Source organism: Paenibacillus sp. FSL F4-0236 (assembly GCF_038000135.1).
Taxonomy (GTDB): domain Bacteria; phylum Bacillota; class Bacilli; order Paenibacillales; family Paenibacillaceae; genus Paenibacillus_AQ.
Window position 1 is genome coordinate 3,909,217 of the sequence record NZ_JBBOBK010000001.1, and the last position, 15,291, is coordinate 3,924,507.

The 15,291-nt window shown below is 43.3% G+C and carries 11 protein-coding genes; 2 read left to right on the plus strand and 9 right to left on the minus strand.

Annotated elements, in window-relative coordinates; all coding sequences use genetic code 11:
- Positions 1–83: 83 nt before the first annotated feature.
- The 4 genes from NSQ29_RS17695 to NSQ29_RS17710 all read right to left on the minus strand — a co-directional run bounded on the left by NSQ29_RS17695 (position 84) and on the right by NSQ29_RS17710 (position 6,069).
- Positions 84–1,097 (minus strand): S-layer homology domain-containing protein, encoded by a 1,014-nt coding sequence (locus NSQ29_RS17695; RefSeq protein ID WP_341125728.1) that lies wholly within the window; start codon positions 1,095–1,097, stop codon positions 84–86.
- Between the two features lie 99 nt (positions 1,098–1,196).
- Positions 1,197–2,828, minus strand: a complete 1,632-nt coding sequence (locus NSQ29_RS17700) for a response regulator transcription factor (protein ID WP_341125729.1) — start codon at positions 2,826–2,828, stop codon at positions 1,197–1,199.
- Positions 2,829–2,855: 27 nt separating this feature from the next.
- Positions 2,856–4,151 carry an ABC transporter substrate-binding protein gene (locus NSQ29_RS17705; protein ID WP_143759572.1) on the minus strand — a complete coding sequence of 432 codons (1,296 nt, stop codon included), beginning with the start codon at positions 4,149–4,151 and terminating at the stop codon, positions 2,856–2,858.
- Positions 4,152–4,269: 118 nt separating this feature from the next.
- Positions 4,270–6,069, minus strand: a complete 1,800-nt coding sequence (locus tag NSQ29_RS17710; protein ID WP_341125730.1) for a cache domain-containing sensor histidine kinase — start codon at positions 6,067–6,069, stop codon at positions 4,270–4,272.
- Between the two features lie 343 nt (positions 6,070–6,412).
- Here NSQ29_RS17710 and NSQ29_RS17715 point away from each other — a divergent pair, with 343 nt between their 5' ends.
- A complete protein-coding gene (locus NSQ29_RS17715) occupies positions 6,413–7,003 on the plus strand; it encodes a TetR/AcrR family transcriptional regulator (protein ID WP_341125731.1) in 591 nt (196 codons plus the stop codon).
- Positions 7,004–7,027: 24 nt separating this feature from the next.
- Positions 7,028–8,230 (plus strand): MFS transporter, encoded by a 1,203-nt coding sequence (locus tag NSQ29_RS17720; RefSeq protein WP_042186578.1) that lies wholly within the window; start codon positions 7,028–7,030, stop codon positions 8,228–8,230.
- Positions 8,231–8,480: 250 nt separating this feature from the next.
- Here the strand turns inward: NSQ29_RS17720 and NSQ29_RS17725 are convergent, their stop codons facing one another.
- From NSQ29_RS17725 to NSQ29_RS17745, 5 genes are all read right to left on the minus strand, one after another.
- Positions 8,481–10,391, minus strand: a complete 1,911-nt coding sequence (locus NSQ29_RS17725) for a beta-N-acetylhexosaminidase (RefSeq protein ID WP_341061730.1) — start codon at positions 10,389–10,391, stop codon at positions 8,481–8,483.
- A 62-nt stretch (positions 10,392–10,453) separates the two neighbouring features.
- Positions 10,454–11,314, minus strand: a complete 861-nt coding sequence (locus NSQ29_RS17730) for a carbohydrate ABC transporter permease (protein ID WP_256716411.1) — start codon at positions 11,312–11,314, stop codon at positions 10,454–10,456.
- A 56-nt stretch (positions 11,315–11,370) separates the two neighbouring features.
- Positions 11,371–12,243: a carbohydrate ABC transporter permease gene (locus tag NSQ29_RS17735; protein ID WP_341125732.1), complete on the minus strand. Its 873-nt coding sequence runs from the start codon at positions 12,241–12,243 to the stop codon at positions 11,371–11,373.
- A 32-nt stretch (positions 12,244–12,275) separates the two neighbouring features.
- Positions 12,276–13,607 carry an extracellular solute-binding protein gene (locus NSQ29_RS17740; RefSeq protein WP_076300799.1) on the minus strand — a complete coding sequence of 444 codons (1,332 nt, stop codon included), beginning with the start codon at positions 13,605–13,607 and terminating at the stop codon, positions 12,276–12,278.
- A 105-nt stretch (positions 13,608–13,712) separates the two neighbouring features.
- Complete coding sequence (locus tag NSQ29_RS17745; protein ID WP_341125733.1) at positions 13,713–15,257, minus strand: response regulator transcription factor; 1,545 nt, start codon at positions 15,255–15,257, stop codon at positions 13,713–13,715.
- Positions 15,258–15,291: the final 34 nt, after the last annotated feature.

Sequence of the window (15,291 nt, forward strand, 5' to 3'; positions counted from 1 at the left end):
CTTTAATTGTATTTTTTTGACATCACAAGGCCATAATGAGCCCTCCTTCCATAAGAAGGTGCGTCATTATATGTTTTTTTGTATTACTTGGAATTCAACAATCGCTTGATAACAGCGGCTGATTCCGCTCTTGTTGCAGATTCTTTTGGTGCAAATGTAGTCTGAGTTCTACCTTTCATTAATCCAGATTTCAAGGCAAAGCCCACCGACGCTTTAGCCCACGGGCTTATTTTACTATCATCTTTAAACGTAGTAGTAGAATCTGAGGCTATACTATCGATCTTTACACCGGAAGCATAAGCTTTCGCTCGCATCAGCATCGTTGTCATTTCTTCACGAGTAATGCTTTTTTCCGGAGCAAATTTCGTCTTGGACAAACCACTAATAATTCCGGCCGCATAAGCTTTCTTTACCGTATCTTCGTACCAAACTCCTGATTTCACATCCGTAAACGGATTACTTCCAGAACCTTCTGTAAGATCTAATGCTCTGGCTATAAGAGCTGCGAATTGTGCGCGAGTGATGTTATTATTCGGGGCAAAGCTGTCGGCATCCATGCCTTCAACAATTCCTTTAGTGACCATTTCCATGATATCTTGCTTCGCCCAATGTGAGACGATATCGCTGAAAATCTTGGTGAATGTTGAGGATTGATTCGGGGTGAATTCCTGATCTTTCAGATTACGATCAAGAACCTTTAATGCGGTCCATTTTACTGCAGTTGTACCAGCCCTTTTAGCTTTAAAGGTAATCGTGGCAATGTCCAAATTACCCTTTTCACCATTCACATTTCCGATCTTGGTATGGGCTATCGTAATTTCATTGTTTTTAACGATTGGAGATACAGAAAAGCCTTTGATCTTCGTTTCTGCTTTTACAATCTCAAGCACTTTCGGGTCAAAATTAAATTTAGCTTCATATGCGTATAAGTCTTGAATATCTTTCCCCTTTAATGTAATGGTGAACGTAGAATTAGCAGATTCAGTAGCTGATGTCTGCATCTCGAAGTCAGAGACTTTTTCAGCATGGACTGTACTCAACCACATGGAAGAACATAACGTACAGATTAGTGCGAATGTGAATCGTTTGCGTCTCATAAGAACATCCCTTCACCCGTGAATTGTAACTCCCCCCTATCATATGGATTTTGAAAACGGATACACATGATTTATTTTGTTCAACATTGATTATTTTTGTTATTCATTCTCTCTGCGATAAGCTAAGGGACTAATTCCTGTGATTTTTTTAAAAATACGACTGAAATGTTCTGGATTCACGTATCCTACTTGCTCAGAAACCTCGTATATTTTCATTCCGCTCTCCAGCGCCTTTTTAGCCTTCTCGATTCGCAGATTCGTCAGAAACTGAATGAAATTAACACCTATTTCTTTGGAAAACTGTTTGCTTAAATAGCTCTCGCTTACACCGACAATCTGACTAATATTCGACAAATGGACATCTTCGTTAAAGTTTTTCTCTATGAGCTCTTTCGTTTTAGCAACAACAGGGCTAAGAAAGCATTCCTTGGGTTGATCTTTCGGATGCAGCTTTTGATGCAGATGTTCCAAGAACAGTCGGCACCAATGCACCGTATTCTCCCAGGTTTCCTGCTTATAAATATGATCCGTGATGGGATAAGGCAGCTTATCATGAAGCTTTTCCCAAGAAACGCCTTTTTGATAAATTAATGCGCTTGCCTCCCAAGTCATATCGACTACATCTGATTTGATAAGCTCAGGTGAACAAGGGTATCGCTGAATCAACAAGTTACAGCAGTGTTCATAGACCTCCTGCCATTTCATTAAATCCGGATCACTTAATGACTTCAGCATTTCGGTTCTAGCCAAATACCATGCTTCTTTCCAGTCACTTTCCTTAATAGATGGACGTCTTTCAGCTTCCGGATAATATAATCGATTGTACCCCTGGTAGAAACTCAACCCTGCTAATCGTTCAGCTTGGCGGAATAATCGGTTCCACTGCTGATGACCATCCACAATATCACTGATGCCCATAGATAACTTCAAATTAATAAATTGCTTTAATCTCATGCTCACCTCAGACAAGATTATGTCTGTCAATCTACGAATGGCGATGATGCTGCATTGCTCTGGAAAAGAGAAGAACAAAACATAATGTCTGTCATCATATCTGCATACTTTGCAGATCCCTTCACTTCTACTTCGATTCGTTACCGTTCGTATCGTCTGCATAATCATACGGTGTGAATCTTCAAATTGAACGGTATCTGATAACCTAAGAAGCGCAACCTCCAGATTTTTTTCCCCCATATGCTTTCGAACAAGCTCCAACGAAGGTGTTATATCATCATCTGTCACTTCTAAAGAATCCGATAGGCAAAGTCGATGCAGAACGGAACAGATCGAAGCTTCTACGTCCTCTAAGGTTGATACTGTCTTTGAGGAGCTTTGCCGCCGCTTCAATTCATCCACAGTCTTAGTCAGTACCGGTGCAATATAAGTTTCATCTAACTTGGCTTTAACAATGTAATCAAAGGCGCCGAGCACAAAGGAATCTCTTACAAAAGAATAATCTCCGTATGCGCTAAGCATGATGGTTAATGGTTGATTCGAAAAAGTAGTGTTATTCAGTGCTTCGAGTAGCTCTACTCCATTCATATTTGGCATTTGAATATCTGCCAGAACTAGATCCACATCCTGATGGATTTTCAGCATATTTAATGCCTCCTTACCATCTCCTGCTTCCCCTGCAATCTCAAATTCGGTCGAAGCAATGGATATATACTCCCGGAGGGCTAACCTAGCTAATGGTTCATCATCAACAATGAGAGCTTTAAATTTCATCATAAATCCCTCCATAATTGATCTATAGGATTACCTCAAAGCCTCAACCGCTATCTCCCAATCATCATTCAATTTTTCTTGAATATCGGACACCTCAGCACCTGAAAAAATTTCTTGTGCAGCCTTCTTTTCATCAAACTGTATGGCATTTTTTACTTTTTCAAACTTCTCATCGATCCCCAGGTACATAAACGGCTCAAAGGGGTGCTTCTCTTGAACATTGTTGAAGAACGGCAGGAATGATTCAATATTGATCACTGTCGATGAATTTTGCGAATAATTAATATACACTTGGTAAACATCCCGGCTAAATACCCACTCTAAAAATGCTTTAACTTCTTCCGTATTCTTGGAATTTTTATTGATCGCCATATATTGATCTGGCATAGTGATTGCCTGCAAACGCTCAGAAGTTGTCTCTCTCCAGGGCAATGTGAACGCATCTAAATCTTTATCATCCTTCATTTTGGATAAATGATCTCTAAGATACCACTGACCGAGTGCAAGCATAGCCGCTTTATTATTTTGAAACAGCAGCGTTGCCTGATCCACACCAATATTGAGTGCATCGGGCCCTGCTAGTTCATTTTCTGCTATTTTCTTAATCATCACTGCTGCTTTCTCGAAAGGAGAACCTTTTCCGAAAGGACGTTTCGTCTGTGCGATTGAAGATAAATAATTTTCATCCTTGGATAGTAGAGGCGGTCCGAACTCAGTGAAAGGATAAAACGTCCAATTCTCTTTCCCGCCAATCGCAATCGGAATATATTTGCCATGCGCTTTAATCTTCATCATCACATCCATAAATTCATCCATCGTTTGCGGAATCTCTACGCCGGCCTCTTGAAAGATACTTGGATGGTAATAGACATATTCAGAGAAGGATACAAGTGGTAGACCAAGAATGGAATGATCTAATCTAGCGGGATATTTATTGTTTTTTGCTGCGGTTAATCCATCCAGTGGAAGAAGTACTGCTTTGTAAGTGAGTAGGTCATCTGGCTTCAGGTAAAAAATATCCGGCAAATCATTGGCTGCTAATCGAACCTTTAAATACTGACCGCTATTATCGGGAATTGTCTCTACTTCAACCGTTACATTAGGCTTAATTTTAGAGTAGTCTCTTACTTTTTCCGTCCAAAATTTGATATCTGTCTTCGCTTCCCACATGCCGAATTTTATTTTAATCGGTTGATCCAGATTCACCTTTCCCTGTTGTTGCTCTATTGCCCCTCCTTTGGGACTGAACTTACTTAAAGAGAAGAAGCCACCTACAAAAATAAGAGAAATGATCCCTATTAGAGACACACGGAGTATTATTTTCACTTCTATTAATCACAGCCTTCGAAAAAAGTTTATACCATCATACCTCCTCTGAAGTTACACATGAATGATGTTTTCCCTCTGGACTATGATCTTTTATGATCCTCCCCAGCATTTTGCTTCATCCTCCCTCCCCTAACAACTGATCCTGCATCTCTTCCTCCGGCGTGTCGATCAACGGTAGTCTTATCGATACTATCGTCCCCTGAGGTTTATTCTTCTCGTACTTTAAACCGTAACGCCTCCCGTAATGTAGCTGAATTCGCTTATTAACGTTACTGTTTCCCATACCACTGAAAGAATGCTGATGGCGTATACCATCGCTGTCATATTCCTGAGCATCCATATCCAACATGCCTACACCATTATCAGCTATAGTTATAAGAAGATCTTCCGCTTGTTTGCTCACTATGATTTCGATGATACCAGGATAGTCAACATTCTTTAGTCCATGAATAATACTGTTTTCTAAAATAGGTTGTAGTAGCAATTTCAATATATAATAACCTGCTAAATCCTCATCTACTTCCCATCTCGTTTGAATGGGTCTACCAAAACGAATCTCCATGATATACAAATAATTCTTTAAATGATCTATTTCCTCATCAATCGTAGTCAGAATTCCACCTCGATTAAAAGAAGAAGCCAGTAGACGAGTTAGCGCATGTGTCATATTCCGTATGTTATCTGCTTTACTGATTAAAGCCATAAACTTGATTGAATTGAGTGTATTTATTAAAAAGTGTGGATTGATCTGCGACTGAAGTGCTGCAAACTCCGCCTTTCGCTTCTCCACCTCTTGCCTTTCATGATGGTAGAGCAGATCCTGAATACGCTCCGTCATGTGATTAAAAGAATGCCCAAGCTTAATTAGCTCCAGGCTGCCGGTTCTCATAAATTTAGCGTTTAAATCACCTTCAGTAACCAGATCCATTTGCCGGAGAAGCTCATTTAACGGCTTAGTAACATTAGATACAAAGTAAAATGAAACAAGAATAAATGCTAAGATGATCATCAATGCAAACACCCAGACGATATAATTCACACTAAGGTAATTGGCTGTTAGATCAGCATATGGAATAAACTGTACAAGCCACCATCCGGTCTGATCAATCTTGGCGTAGGTTATCAAATTTCTATATTCACCATTAACATCCACAACGTACCCTTTTTCCTGCGGCCCACGATTTGCGAACCAGTGCATTTGGAATTCCGCCCCTCTAGAGGCAAGGGTATTGGATGAGATAATTTGACCTTCCTCTGTGACGATAAAAAGGCTGGATTCCGTATTATCACGTGACTGCAAAATATGATCAAAGGCACTACTCTCAAACGTAAAAAGAATCATTTCTAGCTGGGATAAAGGATTGATTACACTTGGAGATAGGGCAGCAACCATATTGTAAGGATTGTAGTTACCATATAAAATATTGGGCATCATCCCCAGAAAATGAACGCTATCGGGATTATTTAGCACCTGCCCATACCACGTTTTTTGGCGAAAATAAGAATCATCCAAATTCAAGTTCTTTAAGTACGAATAGGATTGATGATCTTTAAATAGGAAGTTCACCGACAGTACTCGTCCTGAGATGGATGCCGTGTACTTCTCTATTAAGACCTTTAGCTCATAGTAAGCCTGCTGTTTCTCGACTCCACTCTTACGATTAATTTCATAAAGCTTTGCCATCACATCCCTGTCCATACCGATAGAAGCAAATAGTCCCGTCAACCTCCTTATTTCCTGACTAACGGAATAGGAGATCGCTTGAGCCGTTTGCTGAGATCGTGATGTATTTTGCTGAAGAATATCTCGCTTATAAATATTTAGAATAATGATGGAGAATAAGATGATCGGCAGAATGACTACCAGTATAAAAAAAAGCCTTAATGTGCTAGACATCCGCCAATTTTTTCTCATAAGTTCCCTCCCCTTTAAAAGATAACTTATAAACGCTTACTTCTACCTCACCATGAATATTGAACAACATATTCCCTTAAATTTGTGCTACTTCCTGCATGGCGACAAAAGTACTCAGAATATTACACATTCAAATTTACTTCACAAATAAATCCGAGTTTATTTTCATCTTTCGACATCGCTTACGAGCTGATTCAAAATGAAAAAGAGCCGACACTATTGTAGAAAGTTCTACTTTAGGATCAGCTCTTTTAGTTCGGTCAATCGTCTTTTCAAACATTATTCATTTGCATAAAATAATTTAATTTGATAGTATAACTGACGAACGTTCGTTAATATCGAGGTGATTTTTTTGAAAAGTAAAGAAATTAAAGACATTGCTTTGAAATGTTTCACAACTCATGGATATGAGGGGGCTTCTTTGTCTCAAATTGCTGAGCAAGTCGGGATGAAAAAACAATCTCTTTATGCCCATTTCAAAGGGAAGGATGATCTTTTTCTGCAAGTTCTACAAGATGCCAAAGAGACAGAAATCTCATCCAAACTACAATATTTGAGTAAGGTAGGGACTCATAATCCTAAAACAGATTTATTAGGATATCTGCAATTGGTCATTGATATGTTTCAAAAGAACGAGCAGTTAAAGTTTTGGCTGCGTATCTCTTTTTTTCCACCGCCCCATCTTGCTACAGCGATTGATGAAGAAGTAATCGACACAGAGAAAAAGATTCAACCCGTACTTGAAAGTAAATTCCAAGCTTGGATCGATGCCAAAGTCATCATGGAAGATGCAGCCTCCATCCCAACGCTTGCCTTTTTAGGTGTAGTTGATTCGATCATGCTAGAGCTTGTGTATGGCAATAATGAAATCCGTTTAAATGAAAAACTAAATGCCTCATGGACCGTATTTTGGAGAGGTATTTCACAGCTGTGATTCTACAAAGAGAGGTATTACTTCATGAAGAAACCATTGAAAGAACAAAAAACAGTCTTACTCATTCTACTAAGTAACATATTCATTGTTTTTCTAGGCGTTGGGCTGATCGTCCCTGTTATGCCTTCCTTTATGAACATTATGCATTTGTCAGGTAAAACGATGGGGTATCTTGTAGCAGCATTTGCATTCGCGCAATTACTCATGTCTCCTCTGGCAGGGCGTTGGATTGACACTTACGGCAGAAAAAAAATGATAGTTATCGGCTTAGTGCTCTTCAGTGCATCGGAATTAATCTTTGGTTTAGGCACACATGTATCCGTTCTTTATATCGCCAGAATTCTTGGTGGGATTGCTGGTGCATTCATTATGCCTGCCGTCACAGCCTATGTTGCGGACATCACCTCAGTAGAGGAAAGACCTAAGGCAATGGGTTATGTTTCTGCCGCCATTAGTATTGGTTTTATTATTGGCCCAGGAATCGGAGGATTTATTACTGAACTAGGTATACGTGCTCCATTCTATTTTGCTGCTGGCTTCGCCTTAATCACTTGTATTTCGTCGATATTTATTCTGAAAGAGCCACTATCCAAAGAGCAGCTTTTGGAAATCAGTAAACTTAAAAAAGACACCAACTTTATCAGTGATCTGAAACGCTCGTTTCATCCAGCATATATTATTGCGTTTATTATAGTGTTTGTCCTCGCCTTTGGCTTATCGGCATATGAAACTGTGTTTAGCCTGTTTTCTGATCATAAATTTGGCTTCACTCCACGGGATATTGCAACCATCATTACAATAAGCTCAATCTTCGGGGTGGTTGTGCAGGTCTTTTTATTCGGTAAAATGGTAGATAAGCTCGGTGAAAAAAAGCTCATTCAACTCTGCTTAATTGCTGGCGTAGCCTTAGCTGTAGCCTCCACCATAATCAATAACTATTTAACTGTTCTGCTAGTAACCTGCTTCATCTTTCTCGCATTTGACCTACTCCGTCCAGCACTAACGACCTATTTATCAAAAACGGCTGAAAAAGAGCAAGGCTTTGTCGCTGGCATGAACTCAACCTATACTAGCCTTGGTAATATCATCGGACCTGCATTAGGCGGAGTATTATTTGATGTAAACATCAACTATCCATATCTCTTTGCGGCTGTCATTATGTTTATTGGTCTTGTAATTACGATGGTATGGAAAGAAAAACAAGCTACTAATGGCTTGGTAAACTAAGGTAAGGAACAACTGCGAATAGTAAGATTTACAAAATAAAAACAGCTCGCCCTCTATGGGGACACGAGCTGCTCAGGCTGTCGAGAATGTCTCGACAGCTTTCTTTATATCTAATCATTTACAGTCTTCACCACGTATTTTATCCTCGTTCCCCCTGCTTGTACATTAAATATACAAAAAACGGAGCCCCTAACCATCACTTCATGACCAGTACCTTTGATTTCAATTTGCTTGAGAATAATTCTTCAACCTAGAATGGATTGATCACATGGAAAAAGACGTTAGGCGACGCCATACGGTAATAATAGCTGCACCAGCCTGCACCTTTGTCGGTGAAACGGTTCGTCGTGCTATACAGCAATCGTTCCTGCTCCAGCTCCTCGATCCGTTCGAGCTTTCCGTCCGCATATTCTAACAGCCTCATGCTCGCTGTATCCAGCCGGCTTACAACACCGCCGTAACGAATATCGAGCACCTCCCAGCCGAACGGTTTGAACATCGATAGCCATTGCTTCCGGTGTGCGGCGCGAAGATTTTGCACACCCAGCGAAATTTCGGGCAAAACATCCTCTGCAATCCGCCTAAGTACTGCCTTGTCTCCACTGTCATAAGCCCGCTTCAGCTCAAGACCGATTTCGCTCTTCTGCTTCAACACCGCACATAGCTTTTGTGGCACCTCAAACAAGTAATCTAGCTCTGCCTCAGCTTTTCTGCGGCTTGCAATTTCGCCTTCCGCCCATGCATAATGAGCCGCCATATCTAGCCCATCAATCTGTTTGTCGAACAGCCCCAGCAGTACATCCTGATACAACAGAAACTTAGACGGATTGCTCTGCTTCTGATTATTTGGTGCAGCTCCCGGTGTCTCGTCCAAATACTTCAGCCCCATGTAAGCGTCCGCCTCGATGCCGGTGCAGAACCGAACGCGCTCGGCCAGCGCCTTGTCAGTCGGCGTCGACGAAGAATAAGCATGCTCCGCATAAAACTGCAAGCCGAGCAAAGCAATGTACGGATTGCTCTCCATTCCGTCGTCACCCCACATCGTCGCATAAACTTCCCTAATGCCTTCCTTCTTGCATACCGTCAGCGCTGCATCGGTCGCCGGCAAGGATAGCCCGTAATTGACGCCGAACGTATTGAATACCCACACAGCACCCGCAAAAATAAGATTATTACCGAGCGGCCGGTGTTTGGCGATCAATGTTTCGTAGTCCTTCTCCTCGACGTGGTTATAGTCCCAGTAAACCATATCTATGTCCTTAGGAATGCGGCTCGACATGTCCTCTGATATTTGCGTCTCATGGCCATAATAATCTTCACCGTTAGCTGAAGCCAGCTTCAGGAACATATCGCTCCACATCATCGGTTTCAACCCTAAGCGTCGAGTTACTGCGAGCACCCGCTCCAGATGGCCTGTCATAATATCAAAACGGTTCATATGTCCATTGCGATCCAAAAATTTACCGCGTCCAAGCTCTTCCGCTTCATCCATGCCGATGTGGATTTTCCGGCTGCGGAACGGCGCGCTAATGCTGACAATCATATTTTCGACCAGACGATCGGTCTTCTCCGCTCCAACTAGCAACGCGCCTTTTGTATCTTTATATTCCTTTACCGGCTCCCATTTCAAAAACTCCTCCAAATGAGCCAGTGTTTGAATGCTCGGGAACGCTTCAATGCCGAATTGATCGGCGTAATCGTCGATTTCCTTCAACTCCGCTGCCGTGTAGCGGCCGCGCATGTAGCCGAAATATGGCTCGTCTTCTATCTCGTAAGTGTCTTCCAAATAGAGCATGACGCTATTCAAGCCCATCAGCGCCATTTTACGCAGCATAAACTTGAAGCTTTCAACGGTTAGCACTCCATTGCGCGATAAATCAAACATCGGACCGATCACATCGAATTGTTGTTGCTCTGTAATTTGAAAGCTCTCTCCGCCCCTAATCTTCTGAATCAACAGTCCCAAGCCTCGAAAAAATTGATGTTTAGCGCCGTAACGAATATAAGCGCTTTTACCATCATAACCCACTTCCAGTTCTCCTGAAGACGGTTCTATTAAAACGGGAATTCCATCCTCCGACCATTCTGACTTAAGTTCGGCAAGCAGCAACCGAAGTCCTGATTGAAGCTCGCTCAATTCTCCTATAAAATGTAACTTCACTATCAATCCCTCCACAAAAATGAAATATATATAAAATTACACCAAAAACTCGATCAAGGGTGTTAACCTTTGACCGAGCCTGCTACCATGCCTTTCATAATTTGCTCTTGGAAGATCAAAAAGATGAGAATGGTTGGTATTGCAGCAATAAACATCGCGCCCATCGTTAAGCTGTAGTCCGTTCCGAATCCATCGGAGAAGAGCGACAAGCTGAGGGGCAGCGTCTTCAACGCTTGAGAATTAATAAAGACGAGCGCGAAGGAGAAATCATTCCAAAACCTCAAAAATGCAAGAATTGTAATCGTAGCGACGATCGGCAGGGACAACGGGAAAATGATGCGTCCGAAAATTCCCCACCAGCCGTTGCCGTCGATCATCGCCGCTTCCTCTACTTCTCTCGGAATGGATACGATGTAGGACATTCCGAGGAAGATCGCAATTGGTAATTCAAATGCCGTATACGGTAGGATGAGTGACCAGTACGTATTCAGCATCCCGAGCTTGTTCATGAAAATAAACAATGGAACGAGTGTGCTATGAATTGGAATGAGCATGCCTAGCAAGAACAATCCTTTTATAACGCCACTCAACTTGAATGGGAACCGAGCAAGTACATAAGCTGCAAGCATACCGAGCACAATGGTCAGCAGCAGTGCTGAGAGGGTAACAATTGTGGAGTTGAGCACCGCCCGGCCCATATTTCCGAGATCCCATGCCCGGGTTATATTGTCGAACTGCCATTGCTGCGGCCAGGAATAGGGACGATTGAAAAATTCCTGATTTGACTTGAATGCACTTATTCCTAACCAGTATAGCGGATACAATGTAATTATGGCATAAAATAACAGGATGATTTTCGCAATTCCGGAAATCGGCTTACGCCACAGCGAGCCTCTCATCTTCTCCGACCGAGCGTCTATCATTGCTTGCATAGCGATTCACTCCTTCATCGGCCGGGCTAACATTAGCCGACCGCCCATTAGCCGCGTCTCTTCGTGATGATATGATTTAGGCCAATGAGCACGGCGCTAATCAGAATAATCATTGTGGATACCGCAGAGCCGTAGCCGTAACGGTATACCGTAAAGGTGTTATTGTACATATATGTGGCGAGCAATTCTGTCGATTGTGCAGGACCGCCGCGCGTCATGACGATAACATGGTCGAATGCCTTCAAACTTCCAGATATGCACAGTACGATGGTTACAACAACTGTTCCCCAAATTATCGGGAGCGTCACGAAAAATAGCTTTCTCCAGGCTACCGCCCCGTCGATCTTCGCAGCATCTTCAATTTCTGAAGAGATATTTTGGAGTGCAGCGATGAAAATGATAAGATACGGGCCGATATTCGCCCAGTTAATCGGGATCGATACGGCAAACATATTGATTTTAGGGTCGTCTAGCCAAGGCCGGCGCCAAGATTCCAGTCCCAGCGTCTCCAATAATTGATTCAGTAAACCGATTTGCGGGTGATAAATATAGCCCCAGATGAGACCGACGACGACTGTAGACAGCACCATCGGGAGAAATACAGCGGAGCGCATCAACCGATTGAACATCGTGTTCTTGAGCAAGAACAATGACAGCAGCAATGCGACCGATACTTGACCTATTACTGCCGAGACAACAAGGATCAGGTTGTTTTTCAGTGCTCTCCAGAATACTAGATCCTCTAGTATCATTCGATAATTATCCAACCCGATAAGCTTAGCAGCACCGAGTCCCTTCCACTCAAAGAAACCGTAGTAAGCTGACCAAAAAATCGGAACGATCGCAAAGATGATAAAGATGAGTAGTGCAGGAAGCAGCGCCATGATGACGAAGCTTCTGCTGCGCAATGATGCAGGCATGGCGACAGCCTCCTTTACGTACTTTTGTCTGATTACTTTTTAGTCGAACGCGCTTGCGCATCCTGCAGTTTTTTAGCTACATCCTCCGGCTTACCGCCCATCATAAGCTCTTGAAGACCGTTGTTGATCACTTCGCCTGCTTCAGCAGATAAATAGGCGTCATATACCGGCGTAATTTCAGAATTCACAGCCAATTCATAAGCTTTGAAGTAAAGCGGGCTTACTTTCGACTTATCCAGTTCTACTTTGTACATAACCATTGAGTTGCTTTCTGCGATCGCCTTTTGGCCATCCGGTCCGCTTACTGCGTAGATCAGATCAAGCGCTGCCTGCTTCTGTGCGCCTTTTGTATTTTTGTTAAGCGCGAAGCCTGCGCCTGCGCCACCGGAAATCGTATTCGGTTTGCCTGCTCCACCTTCTATGCCAGGCATTGTTGTGACTTCGATAGGTGCCAACTGCTCAGGAGTTGCGGATGCTGCAAGATTCGTAAGCGACCATGCGCCGTTAATCATCATAGCTGCCTTGCCTTGAATGAAGTATTGCTCTGCTTGCGTGTTGTCGATGCTGTTTGCGCCATCTTGAAACGCTTTATTGTCAACGAGCTCTTTGTACTTGCCCAAAGCGTCAATGAATACAGGATCTGTAAAAGATGCTCCATCTTGAGCTGCAGCTTTCAAGAACCATTCCGTGCCCGTCACGCGGTCAGCCAACGAACCGATAATCGTCGATTGTGCAACCCATGGCGCTTTATTGCCGAGGGCAATCGGAGTAATGCCGTTGTCGTTGAACGTTTTAATTGCAGTCATCATCTCTTCCCAAGTAGTCGGCACTTTTACACTATGCTTCTCGAAAAGATCTTTGTTATAATACATGAACGAAGTTGCTGACATACCGAGCGGCGCTGTGAAAATTTGTCCTTTTTCAAACTCATAGCGGTCGAATGCACCTGCCAAGAAACTGTTCTTCCATTCTGGGTATTTATCCATCAACTCTGTAATCGGTTGAAGCTTACCGGCATCATAGAACTCTTGGGATTGGCTGCCCGCATATACGAAAAATACGTCTGGCATTTCATTTGCCGCAGCCACCGTGCTTAGGCGTTGACGATAACCGTCAACCGGGATCGCTTGCGCGTCTACCTCAACGTCTGGATGCTCCTCTTTATACTTGTCGATCAGGTCTCTAACCGCTTTGGCACGAAGGTCGTCACCCGCGAAGTTATGCCATATTGAAATTTTCGTTTTTTCTTCAGAGCTTTTGTTGTCTTCATTGCTCTGCTCTTTTTTCCCGCTATTGTTGCAAGCGGTTGCCAAAAGGGCAATCATCAAGATAATTGTCGTTACAAACGCAAGTCTCTTCTTCATTCAAATATTCCCCCTTTAGTGATAACCCTAGTATAGATAAGACAGACGAGAAGTCGTAGGGGGGAAAGTTAAGCCCATACGGGGGATATTTTCACCTTCGTCTATTCATTTTGAACGATATTGTGAAGGGGTTTCGCCACTGTAACGCTTAAACAGCTGGTTAAAATGCTTCATATCCTCGTAACCTACCCGCTTAGCGATCTCACTTACCTTCGCTGGCGTTTCCTTCAACAAACGGCTAGCCCATTCCATTCTCGCCTCAGTTACATACTCAATATAGTTCTTACCTGTTTCCTGTTTAAACAGCTTGCTAAAATAGTTCGGATTCATATGTACGCATGCCGCTACCTGCGCCAAAGACAAGCTGTCTGCAAGATGCTCGCGGATATAGGCTACAGTTCGGTCAATGGCTTCATTCCGGCTGCCATTTAATCGTTCATACTGCGCATGGATTGCAAGCAGCATCTGCTGCAAAGTTTCTTCTGGATTCGCAGTAAGCAGCTTTATGTCCAGCTGTTCAATCTGTGGAAGCTTTGGCATCGATTGACCAACGGATGCTGCTGCACGCTCTAGCCAGCGGTACCCCCCAACAATCAAGGAATGCAAATACGCTTGAACGGAACAAGGCGTCGCTTCCGCATCCTGTCTAATGCTCTCCAGTTCACCTTTAATCCACTGCTGTACGACTTCTCGACTCCCGCTTCTTAGAACGGCGGTTAACTTACTCTCCACTTCTTCCGTACAAACGGTCCGCATTCCTTTCCGGTCTTTAATATCCTCATAGGCCAGCATTCTTGCTTCCTCTGCCAACCAGCGGTACGAGGCGGTATGTTCGGCGGTGCGAAGTGACTCCCTAAGTTCTGCCAAATTGCTGGCCCATACACCGCATGCTGCAAAAAAAGGCTGGCTATAAACGCGCTCCGCCCGCTCCATCGACGCCTTAACCAATCGCTTCGCGCCCGGCTGCCCCCTGCGGAAAATAAGCAGCCATCCATAGTCCCAATCCAGAATGACACAGCCAAGTGAATCCCTAATCATCGCAGCCGCCTCATTCATTTCACTTTCCGTCTCCTTCTTCATTGTCAGTGGATATGCAGATGTCACTAGCCATAGCTCTAGCTTCTCCATATCCGATCCGAGCCTCAGCTCAGGATAATAGATCAACAGTTCCTCACTTTCACGCTCCGTCAGGAGATTGTCCCCGCGAAGAAACCGATCCAGTTGCTTCCAACGGTATGCCGTTTGATGAATGGATTCTTGAAGCACAGCCTCCCGTCTATTGACGATACGCTGCTTCACGCGCATAACCGCAGTCATAATATCGCCAGGACGGCTATTTTTAAGCAAATAATCACTTATTCCTTCCCGCATCGCTTGCTGTGCATATGCGAAATCATCGAATCCAGACAATATAACAATTTCAATATAAGGAAAATTCCGCTTAACCTCGCGAGACAATTCCAATCCCGTCATTCCCGTCATCCGAATATCGGTTAGAATGATGTCAGGACACTCTATCGGAATGCGCATCAGCGCTTCCTCCGCGGAAGCAGCCGGCGCGAGCAACTCAATGCCATTCTCTTCCCATTTAATAACCGTGCTAAGGCCGGTCCTAATAATGACTTCGTCATCTACAATTAACAGCTTCATGTACAGATTCTCCTTCCTTCCCACAAAGGTTGTA